Raw genomic sequence first — 20,203 nt, forward strand, 5'->3', positions numbered from 1 at the left:
GCCATGGAAGAGACGTTGAAGGAGAGAACCGAGGCGCTGTGCCCGGAATGCCTCTTACCGCTGCCGGCCACCATTTCCGCTGATGGAGACGGCGTCGTGTGGATGGAGCGAACCTGCCCCGATCACGGGCTTGTTCGCACGCGCATCTGGCCCGATGCCGATCACTACCGCTGGCTGACCTCGCTGGCGCTGCCCAAGACGCCGCCCAAGCCCAACTGCGCGGCCTCGTCCCCCTGCCCGACGGGCTGCGGCACCTGCGCCCGCCACGAGCGGCGCGGCACGCTGCTGGAGATCGAGGTGACCCGCGCCTGCAACCTGCACTGTCCGGTGTGCTTCATGAGCGCCGAGGATCCCACGGGCGACCCGACGCTGGAGGAGATCGGCGCCATGTACGACGTCATCGCCCGCGCCGTGGGCACCGATGGGGCCGTGCAGCTCACTGGCGGCGAGCCCACCTGCCGCGCCGATTTGCCGGACATCATCCGCCTGGGCCGTAAGAAGGGCTTCTGGGGCATCGAGGTGAATACCAACGGGCTTGTCATCGCGAGTCGCCCGGGATATCTGGAACGCCTCGTGGAGGCGGGCCTCACCGGGGTCTACCTTTCCTTCGACGGTCTGACCGGGAGCGTGTACGAGGCCACCTGCGGTCGGGATATCCTGGACGTGAAGCGGCGCGCCATCGAGCGCTGCCGCGAGGCGGGCGTCCAGGTAGTGCTCTCCGTGGCCGTGGTGTCCGGCGAAAACGACGGTCAGCTCGGCGACCTTCTGCGCTTTGCGCTGGAGAACGCCGATGTGGTGGCGGGGCTCGCGTTGCAGCCCGCCTTCACCTCGGGCCGCTTCGAGGCCGAGGCTCCTGTGGCGCTCACGGCGGGGGACGTCATCTTCAAGATGGCCGAGCAGTCCGAGGGACTTTTGGATGCGGAGGACTTCTGGCCGCTCGGGTGCTCGAATCCGCTGTGCGATACGGGCACCTTCCTCGTGCGCGACCGCCGCGAGCCGTCCGAGCGCTATCACGCCTCCGGCTTCTACCCGGCCACCAAATCGATCACCTTCGAGGAGTACCGTGCGGCCTATAGCCCCGACAGCCCGCAAGGGTCGGTCATCCCCGACATCTTGGCCGCCCGCGGGGTGCCGGTGCACGACGGGCTTTCCATCATCGTGATGAACTACATGGACGCGAGCACGATGGACCTTCGCCGACTGCGCGAATGCTCCATGATGGTAACGGTGCCCGATGGGCGCGCCATCCCGTTCTGCTCGTACCATTTAACCGACGGCGCCGGGCGGCGCGTGTACGCCCCCTGGTGCAAGGAGGAGTTGAGGAGCCTGTGACCCAGAAGATCGAGCTTCACGAAGGCGCCCTGGAAGTAATGGAGGCGGCCCAGTTCGCCGACACGACCGCCGTGAGCCACGCCGTGCACTTCGACGGCGCGCTCTGCACCGGGTGCGGTTTGTGCGAGGCGTTCTGCCCCATGGAGGTCATCGCCATGGAGGACGGCCGTCCCGTGGCCGTGGCAGAGGAGGCCTGCTGGGGCTGCGAGACCTGCTCGGGCCAGTGCCCGGCCCATGCCATCCGCATCGAGGCCACGGCCCGGGCCGCGGCGGAGGCCGACGAGCCCTGCGCACCGCCGCTGGATGCCGCGACCCGCGAGCGCTACCGGGAGTGGGCGGCCGTCCTGCGCGAGGTGCTGGGGCTGCGCTGGCACCCCGTGGCCGTCTCGCTCATCCGGGCCGGCGAGCCTCTGCCCGACGTGCCCTTGCCCGAGGAGCGGCTGCGCTTTTGCCAGGCGCTCATGGCGGCCCGGCGCGGACGAGCGCTCATGATGCCCGTGAACCGCCATGCCTGCCCCGACGGCACCTCCATCTTGGGGTTGGCGCCCATCCCGAAGAAACTCGCCTCGGGGGAGCTGTACATCCTGTTCCACAAGCTGGACTCGGTGGAGGCGGCCCGTCGCATGGTGGCCGAGCGCCCGAGCCTGCCGCCGCGCTCGGTGCGCGCCACGGTGACCTGCCCTCTGGATGCGCCGCGCTGTACGGCGGAGGTGGTGGCCGTCGTCGGAACGCCGGAGCAGATGATGTGGCTCTCCATGGCCACGTCCTACTACACGGGGCACCGCCACGACTTCCATGCCTCGGGCTATAATGCCCAGTGCGTGGAGACGACGCTCATCCCGCTGACGTCCGGCGAGATCAACATCTCCTTCGGCTGCTACGGCTGCCGCGCCTCGTCGGATGTGGACGACACGCTCATGATGATGGGCATTCCCGTGACGCTCATGGACGACGTCGTGCGGGGCCTGCGCGAGCTGGGCCGCCGCGCCATCCCGCAGTCCCGCGACAAAGTGTACCTGCCACCGTTCTAGGAGGAATCCGTGACCGAGAGCCCCTTCTCCATACGCGACGGCCGCGAGGCCGATCTCGCCTATCTGAACGCCTACGCCGCCGCCGAGGGCATGGATGCGCTGCCCTCGGCGACAGGCGTGCGCGTCGCCGTCAACGACGAGGACGTGCCCGTGGGCTTCCTGCGCCTGCAGAAGGGGGAAAACGGCGTATTCCACGTGAACCCGGTCGTGTCCTGCGCCACCTGGCGCGGATGGGGCGTGGGGCGCGCGCTGGTGGAAGAGGCGCTCGCCCGCGTCGGCGAGCTGTACTTGGTGGCCCGGGGCGCCTCGGTTCCGTTCTATCGCGCCCTGGGCTTCAAGGAGGTGCCCTGGGACGCCATCGCCCCAACGATCGCCGCCGACTGCGACGGCTGCGAGATGCGCGGCGAGTGCGCCCCGCTGCCCATGGGAAAGAAGGTGCTATGAGCTGGAGTTCCGCTTTCGAGACCGTTTCCTGCGCCGCGGACCGGTGCCGCCGCTGCGGTGCGTGCGCGCCCCGCTGCGAGGTGCTGCAACCGGCGGGGGAGGCCCTGACCGTGGGCGGTCTCGCCGCCGCCTTTGCCGAGGCGGGCAACGCCGAGGGCGTCTTGGGGCTCGCCCACGCCCGCCCCGACCTCGTCTTCGCCGTGCGCCGCTGCTGCATGGACGGCTTCTGCACGCTCATCTGTCCCGACGGCATCGAGGCGCGGCCCGTGTTCGCGGCCCTGCGCGAGCTTCTGGCCCTGGCCGGCGTCACGGGCATCGACGGCTTTACCATGACCCAGGTCGATCGCGAGTGGCACATCTTCTCGGCCTACCGCGCCGTGCACGGCATCTACTACACTGATCTGCCCCTGTTGGAGAACGCCAGCGAGTGGGGCGCCGACACGCTGTTCTTCCCCGGATGCTCCCTGGCCAGCTACGCCCCCGAGCTCACGCGCGCGGTGTTCGCGTGGCTGAGGGAGCAGGGGATGGAAGTGGCCCTTTCCGTGGACTGCTGCGGGAGCCCTTTGCGCTCGGGCGGTTTCGCCGACCGCTGCGAGGCCTTCAAGCACCGGCTTGCGGAAAGGGCCGTTTCGGCGGGCATCAAGCGAGTGGTGCTCGTTTGTCCCGGCTGCCGCGACGAATGGGAGACGGCCGAGGGCGCCGAGGGTCTTGAGCTCATCGCGCTGCCGGAGCTTCTGGCGGCGGCAGGAGCGAAGCCGCTGCCCGAGAAGCTGAGGGCCCTGGCTGGGAACGAGGCGCCGGTGGTCACGTTCTTCGACTCGTGCCACGACCGCGACGGGCGCTTCGGCGGTCCTTTGCGCCGCATCTTCGACGACGGCGCCTGCGTGGAATGCGCCCACCACGGCGCCAACGCGGTCTGCTGCGGCGCTGCCGGGGCCGTGTCCCTGGTCGATCAGGGCATCTGCGACCGTCGCGCCCGCCGCGCGCTCGACGAGGAGCCCCGCGCCGCCGGCGCCGAGCTCGTCGTGGCCAACTGCCCCACCTGCGCCTACACCTTCGCCGCCGCCCGCCGCGCCGATGCGGCATCGGGCGAGGGCGCCGCGGGCCCGGCGTTCTGTCAGTACCTGGAGCTGCTCTTCGAGCCCGGCTTCGATTGGCCGGGCGTCTTCGGCCGGCTCGAGTCCATGTGGTCCGGCGAGTACGGCCCCTGGCTCGCCCAGGAGCTGCTCTGAGGCATCCTCGCCGAAGGGGAGGACGCCTGGGGGCGGTTTTCCAAAGACCCCTTGACTCTCCGAGGTCTTCCTATAGAATTGCGTTAGTCTACTAGTAGACACAATCAAATAGTAGAACAGTCCAAATATAGCAATGGGAGGAACGAACACCATGGATCAGGAATTCTCGAAGGTGATTGCCGAGGCATCGCGTGCCCAGATGAGCCGTCGGCGCTTCGTGGGCGTGGCCGGCGTGACGGTCGCGGCCCTGATGTTCGGCGGCACGTTGGCGGGCTGCTCGGGCGCGGGCGATACGAAGGGGGACGGCGGCGCCGGCACCGCGGCCGGCGAGGTCGATTACGGCGATTGGAACGCCGTGCTTGAGGCCGCCAAGGGACAGACGGTCTCCTGGTACGGATGGGGCGGCGACGAGACGCGCAACACCTGGATCAAGACGGTGCTCGCCCCGGCGCTCAAGGAGAAGTACGACATCACGCTCGATCTGGTAGGCATGGACATCAACGACATCTTGACCCAGCTCTCCGGCGAGATGCAGGCGGGCGTGGAGGAGGGCTCCATCGACTTCATCTGGATCAACGGCGAGAACTTCTACTCCTGCAAGGAAAACGGCTACCTCTGGGGCCCCTTCACGAGCTATCTGCCGAATTTCAACGACTTCATCGACGGGCAAAGCCCCGAGGTCGAATACGACTTCGGCTCGCCGACCGAGGGCTTCGAATGCCCCTACGGCAAGGCCCAGATGCAGATGTGGTACAACAGCGACATCGTCGATGCCCCGCCGACCACCGTCGAGGAGTTCAAGGCCTTCTGCCAGGCCCATCCGGGGCAAGTCACCTATCCGGAGCCCGGCGACTTCACCGGCACGGCCTTCATCTCCTGCCTCATCGCCGGCGTGGTTGGCAAAGACAAGTTTGAGAAGCTGTCGTCTCTGGAAAACCCCACGGAGGAGAGCGTGCTCGCCGTTGTGGAGCCCGGCCTGGACTACCTGCGCGACCTGAAACCGTACCTTTGGAAGGAGGGCGCGACCTTCCCGGCCGACTCCTCCACGGTGGCCACCATGTACGCCGACGGAGAGCTCATCCTGAACATGGGCTACGGCGCGCCGCAGGATCTCGTCAAAACCGGCCAGCTGCCCGAGTCTACCCGCTCGTTCATCTTCGACACGGGCACCGTGGGCAACTCTAACTTCATGGCCATCGCCGCCAACGCGCCCCACAAGGCCGCGGCGCTCGTGGCCATCAACGAGGTGATCTCGCCTGAGATGCAGCTGTCCATCTACGAGAACATCGGCAACATCTCGGTGCTCGACATGGGCAAGCTCCCCGAGGCCGATGCCAAGGCCTTCGCCGACGTGCCCCTTGGCTCCACCCAGATTCCCTTGGAGGAGCTGCTCGACCATCGTATCACCGAGGCCGCGGGCCCGGTCATTCCGATCCTCGAGAAGCTGTGGCTTACGCGCGTGGCGCAGCAGTAAGGTTTCAATTAAGCGCATCCGCGCTGTCTGAGAGGAGGCGATGGCGGCCATGGACCGTCTGGCGATGCGGCGGCGCGGGCGCGCCGTCGCCCCCTATCTTCTCATGGCGCCGGCCCTGGTGCTGGTGGCCGTCTTCCTCTACGGGGTGGTCAACGGCGTGCTGCAGGGGTTCGGCATCATGCCCTTCCTCGGCCTGACCGATTTCACCCTCGACTATTGGGGCGAGGTGCTCACCCGGCCCGACCTGGCCGCCTCGGTGGGCTTCAGCCTGTATATCGCGCTGGTCTCGTCGCTTGTCGCCCTTGCCGGCGGCATCGTGCTGTCCGCGGCGCTGTGCGCGGTGAGGCGCACGCGGCTGATCGCCCTCATCGATGTGCAGATCCCCCTCATGTGCGCCCATATCCTCGTGGTGTTGGCCATGGTCTCGCTGTTTTCGGGCTCGGGGCTTATGCCGCGGGTCCTGTTCCACCTCGGCCTCATCGGGTCCCCCACGGACTTCCCCTCTATCGTGGGGGACCCGAGCGGGTGGGGCATCATCGCCACCTACGTATGGAAGGAGGTGCCCTTCGTGGCCTTCTGCACGGTGACGCTCATGGGCCATGTCTCGGACAGCTTCGGGGAGGCGGCGGGAACTCTCGGCGCCTCGCCTCTGCGCTCGTTTCTCACGGTGACGCTGCCGCTTTGCAGAGGGGCGCTCGTGAAGGCTTTCCTCGTGGTATTTGCCTTCGCCTTCGGCGCCTACGAGGTGACGTTCCTTCTGGGGGCGACGGCGCCCAAGGCGCTGCCCGTGCTCGCCTACATTGAGTTTCAGAACCCCGATATCATGAACCGCTGCATCGCCATGGCCCTCAACGGCGTCATGGCCGTGGTCACCACGGCGGCGGCCGCGGCGTACTTCGCCGTGCTGCGCCGCGAGGAGCGCGACCGATGAGCCCGCGGCGCGGCAGGGGCCTATCGGGGAAGGCGGCGGCGCGGGCGCTCGTGGCCCTGCAGGCGCTCTGCGTCCTGGGGCCCGTGGCGATCATCGTCGTCTGGGCGTTCACGGCCTCGTGGCCCTGGCCCTCGCTTCTCCCCGAGACGCTCTCTGCCCGCGGCGTGGAGGAGCTGTTCGGTCCCGCCCAGCGCCTGACCGACGTGCTCGGCACCTCGGTGGGCATCGCGCTTGCCACGGCGGTGCTGACCACGACGGTGGCCGCGCTCGCCGGGCGCGCCCTGTCGCGATACCGGTTCGCCGGCCGCGAGGTCTTCCGCTTCGCGGTGCTCACGCCCTTCCTCATCCCGGCCACCGTCTTCGCCATGGGCGTCCAGGTGGCCTTCATCCGGGCCGGGCTGGCCGGCACCGTTGCGGGGGTGGTCGTCTCCCATGTCATCGTGGCTCTGCCCTACGCGTCGCTGATCATGGTCGACGCCATGGAGGCTGCCGGCTCCCGCCTCGAGGAACAGGCGCGCCTGTGCGGGGCCGGCAGCGCGCGGACGTGGGCGACGGTGATTCTGCCCGTGCTCGCCCCTTCTCTTCTGTCTGCGGCCTCGATGAGCTACATCCTGTCGTTCTCCCAGTACTTCATCACGCTGCTCGTGGGGGCGGGGAAGGTGAAGACGCTGGCGCTCGTCATGTTCCCGTACCTGGCCGGCGGCGACCGCACCATCGCGAGCGCCTACGGCGTGGTGTTCCTCGCCGCCACGCTCATCGTCTTTCTGCTGTTCGAGGTGCTGCTGCGCAAGCAGGCCTCCCGCGAAATCGACTACTTCAACGGATAGGAGCGCCATGGAGTTGTCCGTGAGCCATATCAACCTGACCTTGGGGTCTGGGCGCAAGACGATGCGGCCGGTGCTGCGCGATGTGTCGTTCACCGTGCCCGACGGCGCGTTCTGTTCCCTTCTGGGGGAGTCGGGGGCGGGCAAGTCCACCCTCCTCAAGGTGATCGCCGGCATCCTGCTGCAGGATTCGGGCAGCATCGCCTTCGACGGCGCGGCCGTGGACGGCCTTCCCCCTCACAGGCGCCGGCTGGGGTTCGTGTTCCAGGACGTGCGGTTGTTCCCCCATATGACGGTGGAGGAGAACGTCGCCTACCCGCTGCGCATGGCCGGGGTGGGCCGTCGCGAGCGGCGCGCCCGGGCACAAGAGCTGATCGAACGCGTGCAGCTGGCCGGCTTCGGGCCGCGCCCGGTGCAGACGCTCTCCGGCGGCCAGGCCCAGCGCGTGGCCCTGGCCCGGGCCATTGCGGCGGCACCAGCTGCCCTGCTTCTGGACGAGCCGTTCTCGGGGTTGGACGAGAGCCTGCGCGACGACATGCGCTCGCTTCTTCTGCGTCTGCACCGCGAGGAGGGCGTCACCGCGCTCATGGTGACCCACGACGCCAACGAGGCCCTCATGATGTCGGACACCATCGTGGCCCTCGATGGGGGCCGGGTGACGCAGCTCGGCGCCCCGGAGGTGCTGTACCGCGACCCCGCCACGGCCAAGATCGCCGCCTGCTTCGGCGACTGCTCAGTGCTTGAGGGCGCGGTGCGCGCGGAGCGGTTCTCCGTGGGGGAGATCGCATTGCCCGCCGTCGGCGTTCCCGACGGGCCGGCCGTGGCCGTGGTACGCCAGGGGGCCTGCTCGCTTGGTCGGGACGGGGAGGAGGCGGGGAAGCCCTGCGCGGGCGAGGCCGTCGTGCGCTGCGGCGTCTATGCCGGGGCGGCGTACCTGGCGCGGCTCGACGTGGCAGGCCAGACGCTCACGGTGCCCACGGCCGCGCTCCCCGGTCCTGGCGAGGCCGTGCCCGTCTTCATTGGCGTCGAGGGCTGCTTCGTCTTCTCTCGCCCATCATAAAAAAGGGGGCTGTATCGAAATCACTTCTGATACAGCGCCGCGATCCGGCGGAGCTTGCGAGTTGAATGATTTTGCGAGCTGGAGGACCTCGAATCAAGGACCTAGCGGAAAATTCTCAAGTTCGACTTGGTGTTTGGGTAAAAGAAGGCGCTGGAGCCCTCGCTATTCGGCTTCCGTCATGGTTCGGGGGACCTACAGGGAATCAGCCGCTGGTCGATAACGCTTGTCCGCCATCAGCGTGAATGCTTGATGCTCAAACGGGGGAGGGGGACGAGTCTGCCGCCCATAGAGTTGCATTTGTTTAAGATTTGGACACGATAATAAGCGAGTATTCTGCTATGATACTCTCGATTCATTCTGCGTGCGCGATTTTGGATCGGGGGCGACACCATGATTCAATCGAAAACGATTGAACTGATTATTCCGAGGCAGAGTAAAACTACCTGCCTTGTCGCCAGCGTACTGCATCCTGGCTCGGACTATGTCTGCAAAAGGGTACCTCCTACACAGCGGAGGCACCCTTTTTTCTTTCCCTGAGGCAATTCGGGCGGATTTTAGCGAAGAGGTCGCGCGGCGCCATCCTGAAGCGAAAACATGATTCGCCATATCGGCGCGATTTCGCATCGGCATTACCGTGATGCGCTGCAATCGTCCGCAAAGCCTCTCCCATCCGGTAAATCACTTCCTGCCAAAGGCCGTAACGGCGGGAATGGATTTATAGCAACTGTTGGAATCGAGGAAAACGGAAAGGAAGATGAAAGGGAGATGAAAACTAGTAACGCGAACAAAGTCATCTCGGTCCTGATGAGCGTCGCGATGTGCCCCATGATGGTGCCCAGTGCGGCGTTCGCGGCTGACGACGACACGGCATCGGGGGGGGTTCCTCACCCTCGACTGAGCTGACTCAGCCTTCCGGTCAGGCCGAAGACGCCGATACGGGCGCAAGCCCGCGTACCACGTCCGCCACGCAGCCCGAAGCAACCGGCAAGACATCCGGCACGACGACAACGTCGAACGAAAACGCAACCTCCGCAGCTACGGCTAGCGAAGCAGCCTCCGCAGCGGCAACTGGCGAAGAGGGCAGCGAATCCGCAACCGGTGAAGAAAGTGCTACGGCGGCAGTCGCTGAAGTCAACGGCACGAGCTACCCCAGCTTGCAGGCGGCAATTGACGCTGCATCGCGCAATGCAACGGTGAAGCTGCTGGCGGATACGTACGAGAACGTTACCATCTCTGCAAACGCGATTACGCTTGACCTGAACGGCCACACCCTGAACGGCGGTACAGCCAAAGCCAAGCCGGCTCTGACGATTGACAACACCAGGGTTACCGTCCAGGATTCCAGTGAGGCTCAGACGGGCACCATCATGCGTGAAGACACCGCGGAGAATTCCGGCGTTTCCTCCCACTACGTCATTGACGTCCAGGGTGGTAGCGGATTCCTGCTGTTCAACGGCGGCACCGTTAAGAACAACAGCGGTACGGCCAATGGCGCAAAGGGCGCGTCTCTTGTTCGCGTCGGCAACGACAGCAACAAAAAAGCCCATCCGGTCATGACCATTGCCGGTGGTACCTTCACGCAGGACAACTTCATCGCCATTAAAGTTGACTTTGGTACCCTCCATGTGAAGGCCGGTGTGATTAACTCTAAGAACAGCTACGCGATTGAAAACTGGCTGAATGCCAATATTAAGGAAAACGCAGTTGTCAATGGTAATGTTTCGACGTGGACGTACGATGGCGGAAGCAATTCCAATCTGAACATCAGCGGCGGCACCGTCAACGGTAACGTTGAGTCAGTGACTTACGACGGCGCCGAGGGTAAAGCAGCGAAGGTGTCCATCACGGGCGGCACCGTCAATGGCACGCTGAACACGGTTGACTACAGCACGGGTACTACTTCCAACGACCCCACAAAGGCGACGATCGAGGTCACGAGCGGTACGTTCAGCACCGATCCGTCCCGTTATCTGATCGAAGGCTCCACTGCCACCCCGAATGCCGATGGCACCTTCGGCGTGGCAAAAGCTTACCTTGCCCAGGTTGGCGAAACCAGCTATTACACTATGGACGAGGCATTCAAGGCGCAGACCGCAAGTGGCAAAGCCATCACTTTGCTGCGCGACTACACTACGGGCAGCACGTTCAACTCCGGAAGCATCGCTCGCGTGGTTGACCTGAATGGCCACACCTGGACGTGCACCGGAACCGATGCAAACTCCGCGGCGTTCGAGATCAATTATCCCAACGTATCGCTTACGGTGAAAAACGGCAAGGTTGTAAGCTCGCAGCTCATCGGCTTGATTCCGTCTGCTATGGGCGGCACCATCAAGTATGACAACTCCACCCTTACGTTCGAGGGCGTTGAGGCAACTACCACCGCCACGAGCGGCATCGAAACGAACGGCAACAACACGAACGACACCGTTGTCCTGAAGGACAGCACGCTCAACGTTCCCAACGGCTTCGGCATTTACTTCCCCAGCAGCGGAACGCTGACCATCGACAATTCCGCGATCAACGCGAAGACGATGGGTGCGCAGGTGTGCTCCGGCAACCTGAACGTTGCTGCCGGTAGCGCGATTACGGTGTCGGGCGACCCGGTTGAGAAGCTCGAAGGCGACGGCGCCATCCAGGATGGCGCGGCGATTTCCATCGTCAACCGCCCCGGCTACAAGGGTCTTGGTCAGGTTGCCATCACTGGCGGCACCTTCACGGCGAAGGGCGATAACGCAGCCATCAAGGCTTACAGCTGGGATTCCTCAACGAAACAGGAGTCGGATTTCGACAACGCTGCTAAGACGGTCGCCGTTTACGGTGGCACGTTCTCTTCCGCAGTCCCTCAGGCTCTGTGCGCTGAGGGTTGCGATCCTATCGACAACCCTGACGGTACACATGGGGTTTCCGGTTCGGCCGCGCAGGTGGGCTTTAAGGCATTCAATACCCTGCAGGCCGCTATCGACGCAGCTCAGGACGGCGAAACCGTCACGCTGCTGGCGGATGCGACCGAAGATGCAACCGTGGCTGCTGGCAAGAACATCACGCTTGACCTTGGTGGCAAGACGCTGACGAACACGAATGCCGGCAAGGCTTCGCTGACCATCGCGGGGGACGCCACGGCTACCGTGAAGAACGGCAGCATTGTTGGTGGCACGGGCTACTACACCATCGATAACTACGGCACAGCCACGCTCGAAGATGTCACGGCTACGGCGGGCAACACGGATTCCTCTATGATTAGAAACGATGGCACGCTGACCATCAAGAGCGGTTCGTATTCGGGTGGTCTGAACGTTGTGAAGAGCGAGGAAGACTCAACTCTTAACATTAACGGCGGCAGGTTCGAGCTGAGCTATGCATCGTCGCAGGGTTTTACCGGCGTTATTCTTGCTTATGGCAGTACGATTATCTCTGATGGAGAATTTATCTGCAATGCTCCGTATAAGAAGTATTCCAGCCCGCAGGTTGTTGTAACTGGCTTGGTGGAGGGTCACCCGTCCTCCACGAAGGTTACAGGTGGTACGTTCGTCAATAATTCCAAGAACTCTAGGGTGGAGATATTCTGGGCACTCGGCAAAGCTACCAGCGGCAACTTCGAGGTCTCCGGCGGTACGTTTAATAAGAGCATTACCGAAGGCTACTGCGCCGATGGCTTCATTCCCACCAAGAACGCGGATGGCACCTACGGCGTCAAGGAAGGCCACTATGTTGCTCAAATCGGCAGCAAGAAGTATGAGACGCTGGCCGACGCGATTCGTCTGGCTGCAAAGGGTAAGACCATTACCCTACTGACGGATGTCGAGCAGAATAGCCAGCTGACCATTGGCAAGAACATCACGCTTGACCTGAACGGCAAGACCATCAAGAACACGCAAGACATCTGGGGCAATAATGCCAACGCCATCCTGTCCATCACAAATGGCGCCAAGGTGACCATCACTGGCAACGGCACCATAGATGCCAAGGAGAACGACTGCTACACCATCAACGTGGTGAAGGGCGACCTGACCATCGAAAACGGCACTTTCTACGGTAACGTCAGCGTTGTTCAGGTGGAGGAGGGCACCCTGTCCGTCAAGGGCGGCACCTTCGACCTGCGCCAGAAGTGGGAAGGTAGCAGCAAATATCTGTTCAACTGCATCGACAGTGCATATGTGGACGGCAGTGCGAATGTCGCCATCAGCGGCGGTACGTTCGTCGGCTTCGACCCCAGCGTCTCCCCCGAGGGCGAAGGCACCAGCTACCTGGCTCCCGGTTACGCTCCTACTGACAACGGTGACGGCACGTACGGCGTGGTTGCCGGTGTGGCTCAGATTGGCAGCAAGGCGTACGCCACTCTCGCTGGCGCTGTAGCAGCAGCCCAGGACGGAGACACCATCACGCTGTTGTCTGATTGCAGCGGCGACGGCATTGTCGTCAAGGGCGACACCTTCCCCAATGGTTTGACCATCGACTTCGCGGGTCATTCCTACACGGTGGGTGGCAAGCTTGTTGGTAGCACGGGAACCGCCTCGAACGGCTTCCAGCTGCTCAAGGGCAACACGATTGTGATGCGCAACGGCTCCATCTTTGGTGATGCAAGCGTTGCGGGCGACGACATGACTCAGTGGTCGGGCTCGCCAGCAATCATGATTCAGAACTACAGCAACCTGACCCTTGACGGCATGACCGTGAAGGGCGGCAAACAAACGTGCTACACGCTGTCGAACAACAACGGCGATACGGTCATTAAGGATTCGACCATCGTTGCTGGTCAGAATAAACAAGTCGGCGGACCGTGGGCATTTGACGTGTGCAGGTATGCTTCGTATCCTTCCGTAAGCGTTACGGTTGAAGGCAATAGCGTCATCGAAGGTAGCGTTGATGTGAGCGGTGCTATTGGTAAAGATCAGAGCCGCCAGCTCACCATCACGGGTGGTAAGTTCAACAAGGCAATCCAGGTGAGCACTCAGCCTGCGAACATTGCCATCAGCGGCGGCACGTTTGCCACTGAGATTCCTGCCGAGTATTGCGCTGCGGGCTATGCTCCTGCCGACAATGGTGACGGTACGTACGGCGTTAAGCTTCCTGAGGGCGCGTATGCATTGCAGGATTACCGCAGCGGTGACCTGGCCTCTTGGACGTATCCGACTCAGGATGGCATGGCGTTCGCTGGTTGGTATAAGGACGCTGCATTCGAGACTCCTTGCACCACGAGCGATGTCGAGGGCGCTGCTTATGCCAAGTTCGTCAAGATCACCGATCTGCTGCAGTTCAAGGGCGGTTCGCTGAGGATGGACGTTGGTGATCCGGCTGAGCTTACTTATCTGCGCTTTGGCTACACCATGGCCATCCCCGAGAAATCCACGTTTATTGAGAACGGCTGGTACTACAAGAGGGTTACCGTTAGCTCGCCTGATGATGTCCGCTTTGTGGCATACAACAACGCAATGAATAACGACGGGACTGTTACGGCAAACCTCGTATTTAACGAGGTGAAGACGAGCCTTTACACCGCAAACTTCACTGAGAAAGCATTTGTCAAATATGTCACCGTTGATGGAACTACCGTCGAGGCCGTTGAGAGCAATTACCAATCGCGCTCGGTAATCGATGTTGCAGGCGCCATTCTTGAACACCCTATGGCGAGCAAGGCTGAAAAAGAATATGCCAAAAAAATCAAGTCCGCAATTCAGTAGAAAGTTGGATGATATGCAAAATAGCTACGAAACCCCCGAGATGGAGATCATCGAACTGGAAGACCGTGACGTTATCGTTGCTTCTGGTGGTTTTGTTGATGGTCCTGGTGATAGTGGCACGGGCGACTTCTAACAACCGCACCAGCTTCGTAAGGCCTTGCTAAACCAGTCGCGCGGGGCCTTGCGATCACGCTCGGTTTGATGGATCTCTCGAAGGGCGGGCGGTTTCGCCCGCCCTTCGTTTTGCAGATGTTCAGCGATTGAACGAAGGGTATCGAATCTATGGATACGCGGAAACGTAATGTGCTTATCGGCGCGGGCGCGGCGATTTTGGTTGTCGTCGTGGTGCTTGTCGCGTTGGCGGTATCGGGCGGCTCGGGTAAGGACTCGGGCCAGGATAAGGCGACGTCAAGCACGGAAAGCGCTGCTACTGCCGCTTCCGACGCAGCTTCCAAAGATACGGGCGCGATGCGCGCCTCGGGTGACGGCACGGCCGACAACCAGGTCGACGCGTCCGAGGTGTTCGGCGATTCCTCTAACGCTGCGGCGGGCAAATCCGCTGATGGCACGTCGGCTTCCGGCGGCAACACCCCGAGCGCGAGCGGCTCCGACTCTGGTTCCGCTTCGGGCGGCCAGTCGGGCGGCGCGAGCTCGGGTAACGGTGGCTCATCCGAGAATGGCTCGGGCGGCTCTACCGACAACCAGGGGGCCGGTGGCGCCGATCCCGGCGTCAAGACCGAAGCCGACGGCTCCACGTGGACGGGCTACTACTAAGTCGCCGATTCTCCGCGCGTCGCGCACGATAACGCACAGCTTAATGCGGGTCCCAGGAATGCAAGTGCACTCCTGGGACCCGCCTTCTTTAGCAGCCTACGTTTCCTGCGGCGATTCTTCCCCCGCCTTCGTTTTAGGCCAGTCGCTTTCTCGCTCTTTCCCTTGGCGGAACTCAGCTTCTCACATCCTGGTGACCTCAAGGCGTTTCAGCAGGTCGACTTCCTGTTGGGCGCTGCGTGCGTCGTTGACGAGCTCGCTCATGCTCGCGTTGCGCGCAAGCCCCTTGCGGATGACGTGCCCGATTTGGTAGATGCACGCGGCCGGGGCAAGCCACGCGTGCTTGCGCGCCGGCGCCCAATGGGAGCGCCCGCCCGTGTACAGGTAACGAACCAGGGCCGCGGGGCTGCGGAAGCTGTGCATCACGATACGCGTTGCCTGCGTGCCGCGCTCCATTTTGCGACCCATGTTCCCTCGGTGCATGATGTAGAGCAGAAGGTCGTCGGCAAGCTGCGCATCGGCGCCGTCGAACCACGTTGCCGAAGTCTGAAGCCCCAGGTAGGTGCGGCACAGCCACGTTGTGGTGATTGCCAGCTTCTCCATGCCGATCTGCTGCGCGGCGTGCCGGAACTCGTGCTCCCAAAGCTCGTCGGTCAAGTACGCCGCCACGAACATCTGCCAATCCAGGATTTGGCGAAGCCCCAGCCCCGACCCTAAATGCTGGTTGACGTGCGCGAGTAGCACCAGCCCATTCTCGAGCGGCGGCAGCACGGGCACGCTGAAACCCGCGACGTCGGTCCACTCGGCGCGCGGGATGGCATCGTAAATGGCCTGGTCAAGGAAGTCCGCTTGCCGCTTATCGGTGCACGTGCTGAAGTAACGGTGCAGCTCGATTTCGGGGCAGCCGGCTTTCTGGAACCCCGCGTGGCGCGGGTTGATTTCTAGCGGAGCATCGTTTTCCCAGCCCAGGCGCTCTAAAAGCGCAAATGCCCGATCGAAATCGGCAGGCGGCACGATAAGGTCTATGTCGCCCATGCTGCGGCTGTTCGCCTGCGGGTAGTTTGCCGCAGCCGCCGCGCCCTTCAGCACGGCAGTGGGGATGCCTGTCTGGCGAAACTCGGTAAGCACGTCGTCCTGCGCCATCATAAGGCGATGCCAGCCCGCCAGGTTCTTCCCGGCAAGGGCAAGGTATTCTGCCTGGTCGGTGGAGGAAAGCCCGAGGTTCTCGATAGCGTTTGCGGGATAGCCGATGACCGATTGCGCCACCAGCTCGGCGCGCACGGCGGGCCACAGGCCGTCGGGGAGCCCAAGGGCGGGCACGGCTGCGGAAGCCGCATCGCGCGCATCATGCGGCAAGGCGCTTTCTGCGGCGATCATCTTGATCGTATACTCTTCGGCGGCGGAAAGGTCCACGGATGCTTCCTCTCGATGCTTCGTCCCGGTATGCATGGGCGTGCGTGGAAATTGCTTGCGCGCTTGACGGCCGGCTATGCGCTCTGCCTGTGCGTTTATAATAAAACAACGGCGATTACCAGGCGGAAAATGCCTAAACACGATGCAATTCAGGTGTTTTGCGCGCCCGCTGTTGCCTTTCGTGCCCACCATCGCCTTTCCAAGGAGCTAGGCCTATGTTCTGCGTTAAGTTAGCCGGGGTACTGATTGCTGTGGAGGCACGCTATGCGTTCACCGAGCGGCTTTGCGCGGATTATATCGTCGATGTCTCCGCTAGCGAATGCGACTTTTCGGTATCGGTAACGCCCGAGGAGATAGCGGCGGAAAATGACGACGAAGTCGCGTTTTCGCCTGCATATTGCGAGTCGTTGGCTCTCTACCGCAAGATTTGCACACGCATGGTGAACTACAACGCGTTCCTTTTCCATGCAGCGGTTATCTCGTATGCGGGCTGCGGCTTCGCGTTCGCGGCGAAAAGCGGCACGGGCAAAAGCACGCACATCGCGCAATGGATGCGCGCGCTGGGCGATGACGTGACGGTGGTGAACGGCGACAAGCCCATCTTGCGTTGGAAAAGCGGGGAAGGCCCCAGCGCGGAAGCGGGCGCGGTTCCAGGCAGGGCACCTGATGGGCAGCACGCGGACACATTCTGTGACCAGCCCTCAGGTACGTTCATCGCGTACGGCACTCCATATAACGGCAAGGAGGGCTGGGGGCAAAACGCAAGCGTTCCCCTTCGCGCCGTCTGCTTTATCGAGCGCTGCCAGCCGGGCGAACCCGACCGCCTGTCCCGGTTGGAGGACGATCGGGAAATCATCGCGCGCATCATGAAACAGGTCCTGCTGCCGAAGGACCCCGTTCTGGCTCTTCGCCAGCTGGAATTGCTGGACAGGTTGGTGGGCAACGTGCCGTTTTGCATGCTGCGATGCACACCGACCCCCGCCGCCTTCGACGCGGCGTTCCAAATGGCGCTGTGCGATAATAAAAGCGAATCACTACGTTTAAAAGAAGGATCAAAGCATGAAGATTAAAGACGGTTTCATCATGAACAAAGTAGGCAGCCAACACGTGGTGGTGCCGGTGGGCGAAACCAGCATGAAGCGCCACTGCATGGTCCGCTTGAATGGCACGGGCGCGTTTTTGTGGGGTCAGCTTGCCGCGGATACTGTGGAGGAAGAGCTGGTCCAGGCTTTGCTGGCGGAATACGCGGTCGACGAGGGAACGGCGCGCGCCGATGTCGCGGCATTTTTGGGCAAGCTGCGCGATACCGACTTGCTGGACGAGTAGGGCCGGAGTCTAGGTTGTTGTTGACGGGCGATTCATGACGAGCGAGAAGGACATATCTTCCGCGATGTTGGGCGCGGGTGTATCGACGATGGGCGGGGGCTCGACGTTCCCGCCTGCGCTTTCCACTGCCGTTGCTGGTTCCGAGCCGCGCAAGATCGAGGACGTGCTGGCTTCCGAGGGCTTCTACATGGGGCCGCCTGCGGGCGTTTCCATGTGGCCGATGCTGCGCAACCGCCATGACGTGATGCTGGTGGTGCCGGCTCGGGGCGAGCTGCGTCGTTACGACGTTGCGCTGTATCGCCGTGGCGGGAAGTACGTGTTGCATCGCGTGGTGGGGCATTTCGACCGCGGCTCAGAAAAAGGCTACGTGATTTGCGGGGATAATTGCGTCACGCTGGAGTACATCCCGTGCGTGGACGTGCTGGGCGTGCTGCGCGGCTTCTATCGCGACGGCCGCCATATCGATTGCGAAACCTCCCGCGGCTACCATGCGTATTCGAAGCTGTGGGTGGCGTTGTTCCCCGTGCGCAAGGTATGCAAGGGCGCAAATGCCGCCATAAGGCGCGCGGGCAAGCGCGTGCTCGTGTCGTGCGGCCTGCGCGATCGCGACACCGTTGGCAAAGCGGGGCGGAAATGATGCGCGGGGCGGCGCGCGAGCAGGACAAGGTCACCTACGCGTGGCTGTTCGCGCAGTCTAAGGCTCAGCATGGCCGCATCGTGGCGCTATCGGCGCTGTGCGCATTGCAGGCGGCGGTGCTCGTGAGCTTCGCGCTGGCGTGCCGCGCCGTCATAGACCAGGCGGTCGCGGGAAACGTCGACGGCTTGCTGGCAAGCGCGGCGGCTCTTGCGGGCGTTATCGTCTCGCAGCTGGTGTTGCGTCTGGCCATCAACGGCACACAGGAGCGCATCCGCGCCCGCTTTGCCCTTGAGCTGCGAAAATCCATGCTCGACAGTATCTTCACCGCGCGCTACGGCAACGTTTTGCGCTTCCATTCCGGCGAGCTTTCCAACCGCATGTTCTCCGACGTGCAGGCTGTATCGAACGGCGTGTCCACCATCATCCCAAGCTTCGTGTCCATGATCGCACAACTGGTGTTCGCCATCGCGGTGCTCGCGCTGATCAGCCCGCCCATGGTGGCGCTGTTCGTCGGGGCGGCGCTGCTTTCGTTCGTGCTGGCGCGCACGTTGCGCGGACGTTTGAAGGCGCTGCACAGGGCGGTGCAGGAAAAAGAAGGAGCCGTGCGCGTCTTCTTGCAGGAGGCGCTTGAGCATCAGCTGGTCATCCGTTCGTTCGGTGCCCAGCCTGCCACAAGCGCGCATGCTGATGTGCTGCAGGAGGACCATTTTGCAGCGCAAATGCGCCGCCGCGGATGGTCTATCGCCGCGAACGCCAGTTTTGCGTTCTTCTTCAACGCGTTGTATGCCGTGGCGCTCACGTGGTGCGCGTTTGCGCTTTTACACGGCACCATGAGCTACGGCACGCTTATGGCGGTGCTGCAGCTGGTGGCGCGCATCCAGGCGCCGGTTTCCAGTTTGTCGGGCATGCTGCCGCAGCTGTATCAGGCGCTCGCGTCGGCGGAACGCCTAATGGAGGTTGCGGAGCTTTCGCATTCGGAGAACCGCTTGCCCATGACGGCTGCGGAGTTTTATCAGCGGTTCTCAGGCGTGCGGATATGCGATCTGGCGTTTTCCTATAGGGACGAAGAGGGCGGTAGCGAAGCCGAAGCGGCGCCGCAAGCTTCGGGTTGCGATGCTGCCGGCGGTGAGGGTGCGGGGGCTTTGAGCGATGCGGTCGGCGGCGTGCTTGCTGGTGACGCTGCCGAAAAGACGGCCCTAGCATCTTCCGAGGGCGAAGTTGCAAGCCTTTTCTGTGATGGCGCGTTTGTGCCGAAGGGCTCGTTCGTGGTGGTAGAGGGGCCTTCAGGCTCGGGAAAGTCCACGCTGTTCAAGCTGGTGTTGGGTGCCTACGACGCTGATGGTTTCGCATATGAGTTTGCCGACGATGCACCGGAGTGCGGAGAAGCTGCAGATGGGGAAGATCCCGGAGCGCTCGTCGCTTTCGATGCCCCTGCGGTTTCGTGTGGGCTAGTCGCACCTGCGATTAACGCAGCGGTTACGGCTTGCCCCGCGTCTCAGGTGCCGCCGAGGGTGTTCGCCTATGTGCCGCAGGATAACTTCCTGTTTGCAGGTTCGGTGCGCGAAAACGTGGCGTTTGCGGCTTCTGATGCGACCGATGACCAGGTAAAACGTGCGTGCGAAGCAGCGTGCGCGTGGGGTTTCGTGAAAGAGCTTCCGCAGGGGATCAACACGATGATAGGCGAGCACGGGCAGGGGCTTTCCCAAGGGCAGCTGCAGCGTTTGGCTATTGCGCGCGCGGTGTGCTCGGGTGCGCCTATCATGGTGCTCGACGAGGTCACAAGCGCGCTCGATGATGCGACCGAAGCGGCTGTGCTAGCCAACATAGCCGCATTGCCGGGCAAAACGGTTTTCGTCGCCGCACACCGTGCAAAAGCTCGCGAGTTCGCCACCATGCGCCTTCGCGTGGAGAACGGCATGATGCGCGAAGTGCGTTAGAGGATTTTCGGGCGTCGGTTGCTTTGGGCGCTTCGAGGCCTTTTGCCCCTTGTGCCGCCCTGATTTCCCGGTTAGACACTTAGGGGCTGTATCAAAACTATTGCTACAGCATG

General features: G+C 62.9%; 16 protein-coding genes. 15 read left to right on the forward strand and 1 reads right to left on the reverse strand.

The features are described from left to right. The first annotated feature begins 3 nt into the window (after window positions 1-3). The 11 genes from ET524_RS07255 to ET524_RS07300 all read left to right on the forward strand — a co-directional run bounded on the left by ET524_RS07255 (window position 4) and on the right by ET524_RS07300 (window position 14,780). Window positions 4-1,332, forward strand: coding sequence for a radical SAM protein (locus ET524_RS07255; RefSeq protein WP_129424537.1), 1,329 nt, complete (start codon window positions 4-6; stop codon window positions 1,330-1,332). Beyond that, on the forward strand, window positions 1,305-2,363 hold the full coding sequence (locus ET524_RS11540) for a DUF169 domain-containing protein (RefSeq protein ID WP_161566624.1): 1,059 nt from the start codon (window positions 1,305-1,307) through the stop codon (window positions 2,361-2,363). The genes ET524_RS07255 and ET524_RS11540 overlap by 28 nt, the downstream gene beginning before the upstream one ends. Window positions 2,364-2,372: 9 nt before the next feature. Continuing rightward, window positions 2,373-2,807, forward strand: coding sequence for a GNAT family N-acetyltransferase (locus ET524_RS07265; RefSeq protein ID WP_129424539.1), 435 nt, complete (start codon window positions 2,373-2,375; stop codon window positions 2,805-2,807). Window positions 2,808-2,968: 161 nt separating this feature from the next. Continuing rightward, window positions 2,969-4,039 carry a (Fe-S)-binding protein gene (locus tag ET524_RS07270; protein WP_161566625.1) on the forward strand — a complete coding sequence of 357 codons (1,071 nt, stop codon included), beginning with the start codon at window positions 2,969-2,971 and terminating at the stop codon, window positions 4,037-4,039. A gap of 151 nt (window positions 4,040-4,190) precedes the next feature. Beyond that, window positions 4,191-5,513, forward strand: a complete 1,323-nt coding sequence (locus ET524_RS07275; RefSeq protein ID WP_201738714.1) for an ABC transporter substrate-binding protein — start codon at window positions 4,191-4,193, stop codon at window positions 5,511-5,513. 40 nt (window positions 5,514-5,553) lie between these two features. Beyond that, the gene (locus ET524_RS07280; protein ID WP_129424543.1) at window positions 5,554-6,444 is read left to right on the forward strand and encodes an ABC transporter permease; all 891 of its coding nucleotides are present in this window, start codon (window positions 5,554-5,556) and stop codon (window positions 6,442-6,444) included. After that, window positions 6,441-7,271, forward strand: a complete 831-nt coding sequence (locus ET524_RS07285) for an ABC transporter permease (protein ID WP_129424545.1) — start codon at window positions 6,441-6,443, stop codon at window positions 7,269-7,271. The genes ET524_RS07280 and ET524_RS07285 overlap by 4 nt, the downstream gene beginning before the upstream one ends. Before the next feature lie 7 nt (window positions 7,272-7,278). After that, window positions 7,279-8,328, forward strand: coding sequence for an ABC transporter ATP-binding protein (locus ET524_RS07290; protein WP_129424547.1), 1,050 nt, complete (start codon window positions 7,279-7,281; stop codon window positions 8,326-8,328). 765 nt (window positions 8,329-9,093) lie between these two features. Next, the gene (locus ET524_RS11545) at window positions 9,094-9,231 is read left to right on the forward strand and encodes a hypothetical protein (protein ID WP_161566626.1); all 138 of its coding nucleotides are present in this window, start codon (window positions 9,094-9,096) and stop codon (window positions 9,229-9,231) included. 251 nt (window positions 9,232-9,482) lie between these two features. After that, window positions 9,483-14,006, forward strand: a complete 4,524-nt coding sequence (locus tag ET524_RS07295; RefSeq protein ID WP_129424549.1) for a beta strand repeat-containing protein — start codon at window positions 9,483-9,485, stop codon at window positions 14,004-14,006. Window positions 14,007-14,288: 282 nt separating this feature from the next. Further along, entirely contained in the window at window positions 14,289-14,780 is a 492-nt protein-coding gene (locus ET524_RS07300) for a hypothetical protein (protein WP_129424551.1), read from the forward strand. A gap of 180 nt (window positions 14,781-14,960) precedes the next feature. On the opposite strand, the gene ET524_RS07305 is transcribed toward ET524_RS07300, so the two are convergent. After that, window positions 14,961-16,190, reverse strand: a complete 1,230-nt coding sequence (locus ET524_RS07305) for a nucleotidyltransferase family protein (RefSeq protein WP_161566627.1) — start codon at window positions 16,188-16,190, stop codon at window positions 14,961-14,963. Between the two features lie 215 nt (window positions 16,191-16,405). On the opposite strand from ET524_RS07305, the gene ET524_RS07310 reads away from it, so the two are divergent. Genes ET524_RS07310 through ET524_RS07325 form a run of 4 tightly spaced genes read left to right on the forward strand, consistent with a single transcriptional unit; the run spans window position 16,406 to window position 20,090 of the window. Continuing rightward, complete coding sequence (locus ET524_RS07310; protein WP_129424555.1) at window positions 16,406-17,260, forward strand: hypothetical protein; 855 nt, start codon at window positions 16,406-16,408, stop codon at window positions 17,258-17,260. Next, complete coding sequence (locus ET524_RS07315) at window positions 17,250-17,516, forward strand: PqqD family protein (RefSeq protein WP_129424557.1); 267 nt, start codon at window positions 17,250-17,252, stop codon at window positions 17,514-17,516. Before ET524_RS07310 ends, ET524_RS07315 begins: the two co-directional genes overlap by 11 nt. 34 nt (window positions 17,517-17,550) lie before the next feature. Beyond that, window positions 17,551-18,153 (forward strand): S24/S26 family peptidase, encoded by a 603-nt coding sequence (locus ET524_RS07320; protein ID WP_201738715.1) that lies wholly within the window; start codon window positions 17,551-17,553, stop codon window positions 18,151-18,153. Then, complete coding sequence (locus ET524_RS07325) at window positions 18,150-20,090, forward strand: ABC transporter ATP-binding protein (protein ID WP_129422791.1); 1,941 nt, start codon at window positions 18,150-18,152, stop codon at window positions 20,088-20,090. The genes ET524_RS07320 and ET524_RS07325 overlap by 4 nt, the downstream gene beginning before the upstream one ends. Window positions 20,091-20,203: the final 113 nt, after the last annotated feature.

Origin of the sequence: Senegalimassilia faecalis, assembly GCF_004135645.1 — a bacterium.
Lineage (GTDB): Bacteria > Actinomycetota > Coriobacteriia > Coriobacteriales > Eggerthellaceae > Senegalimassilia > Senegalimassilia faecalis.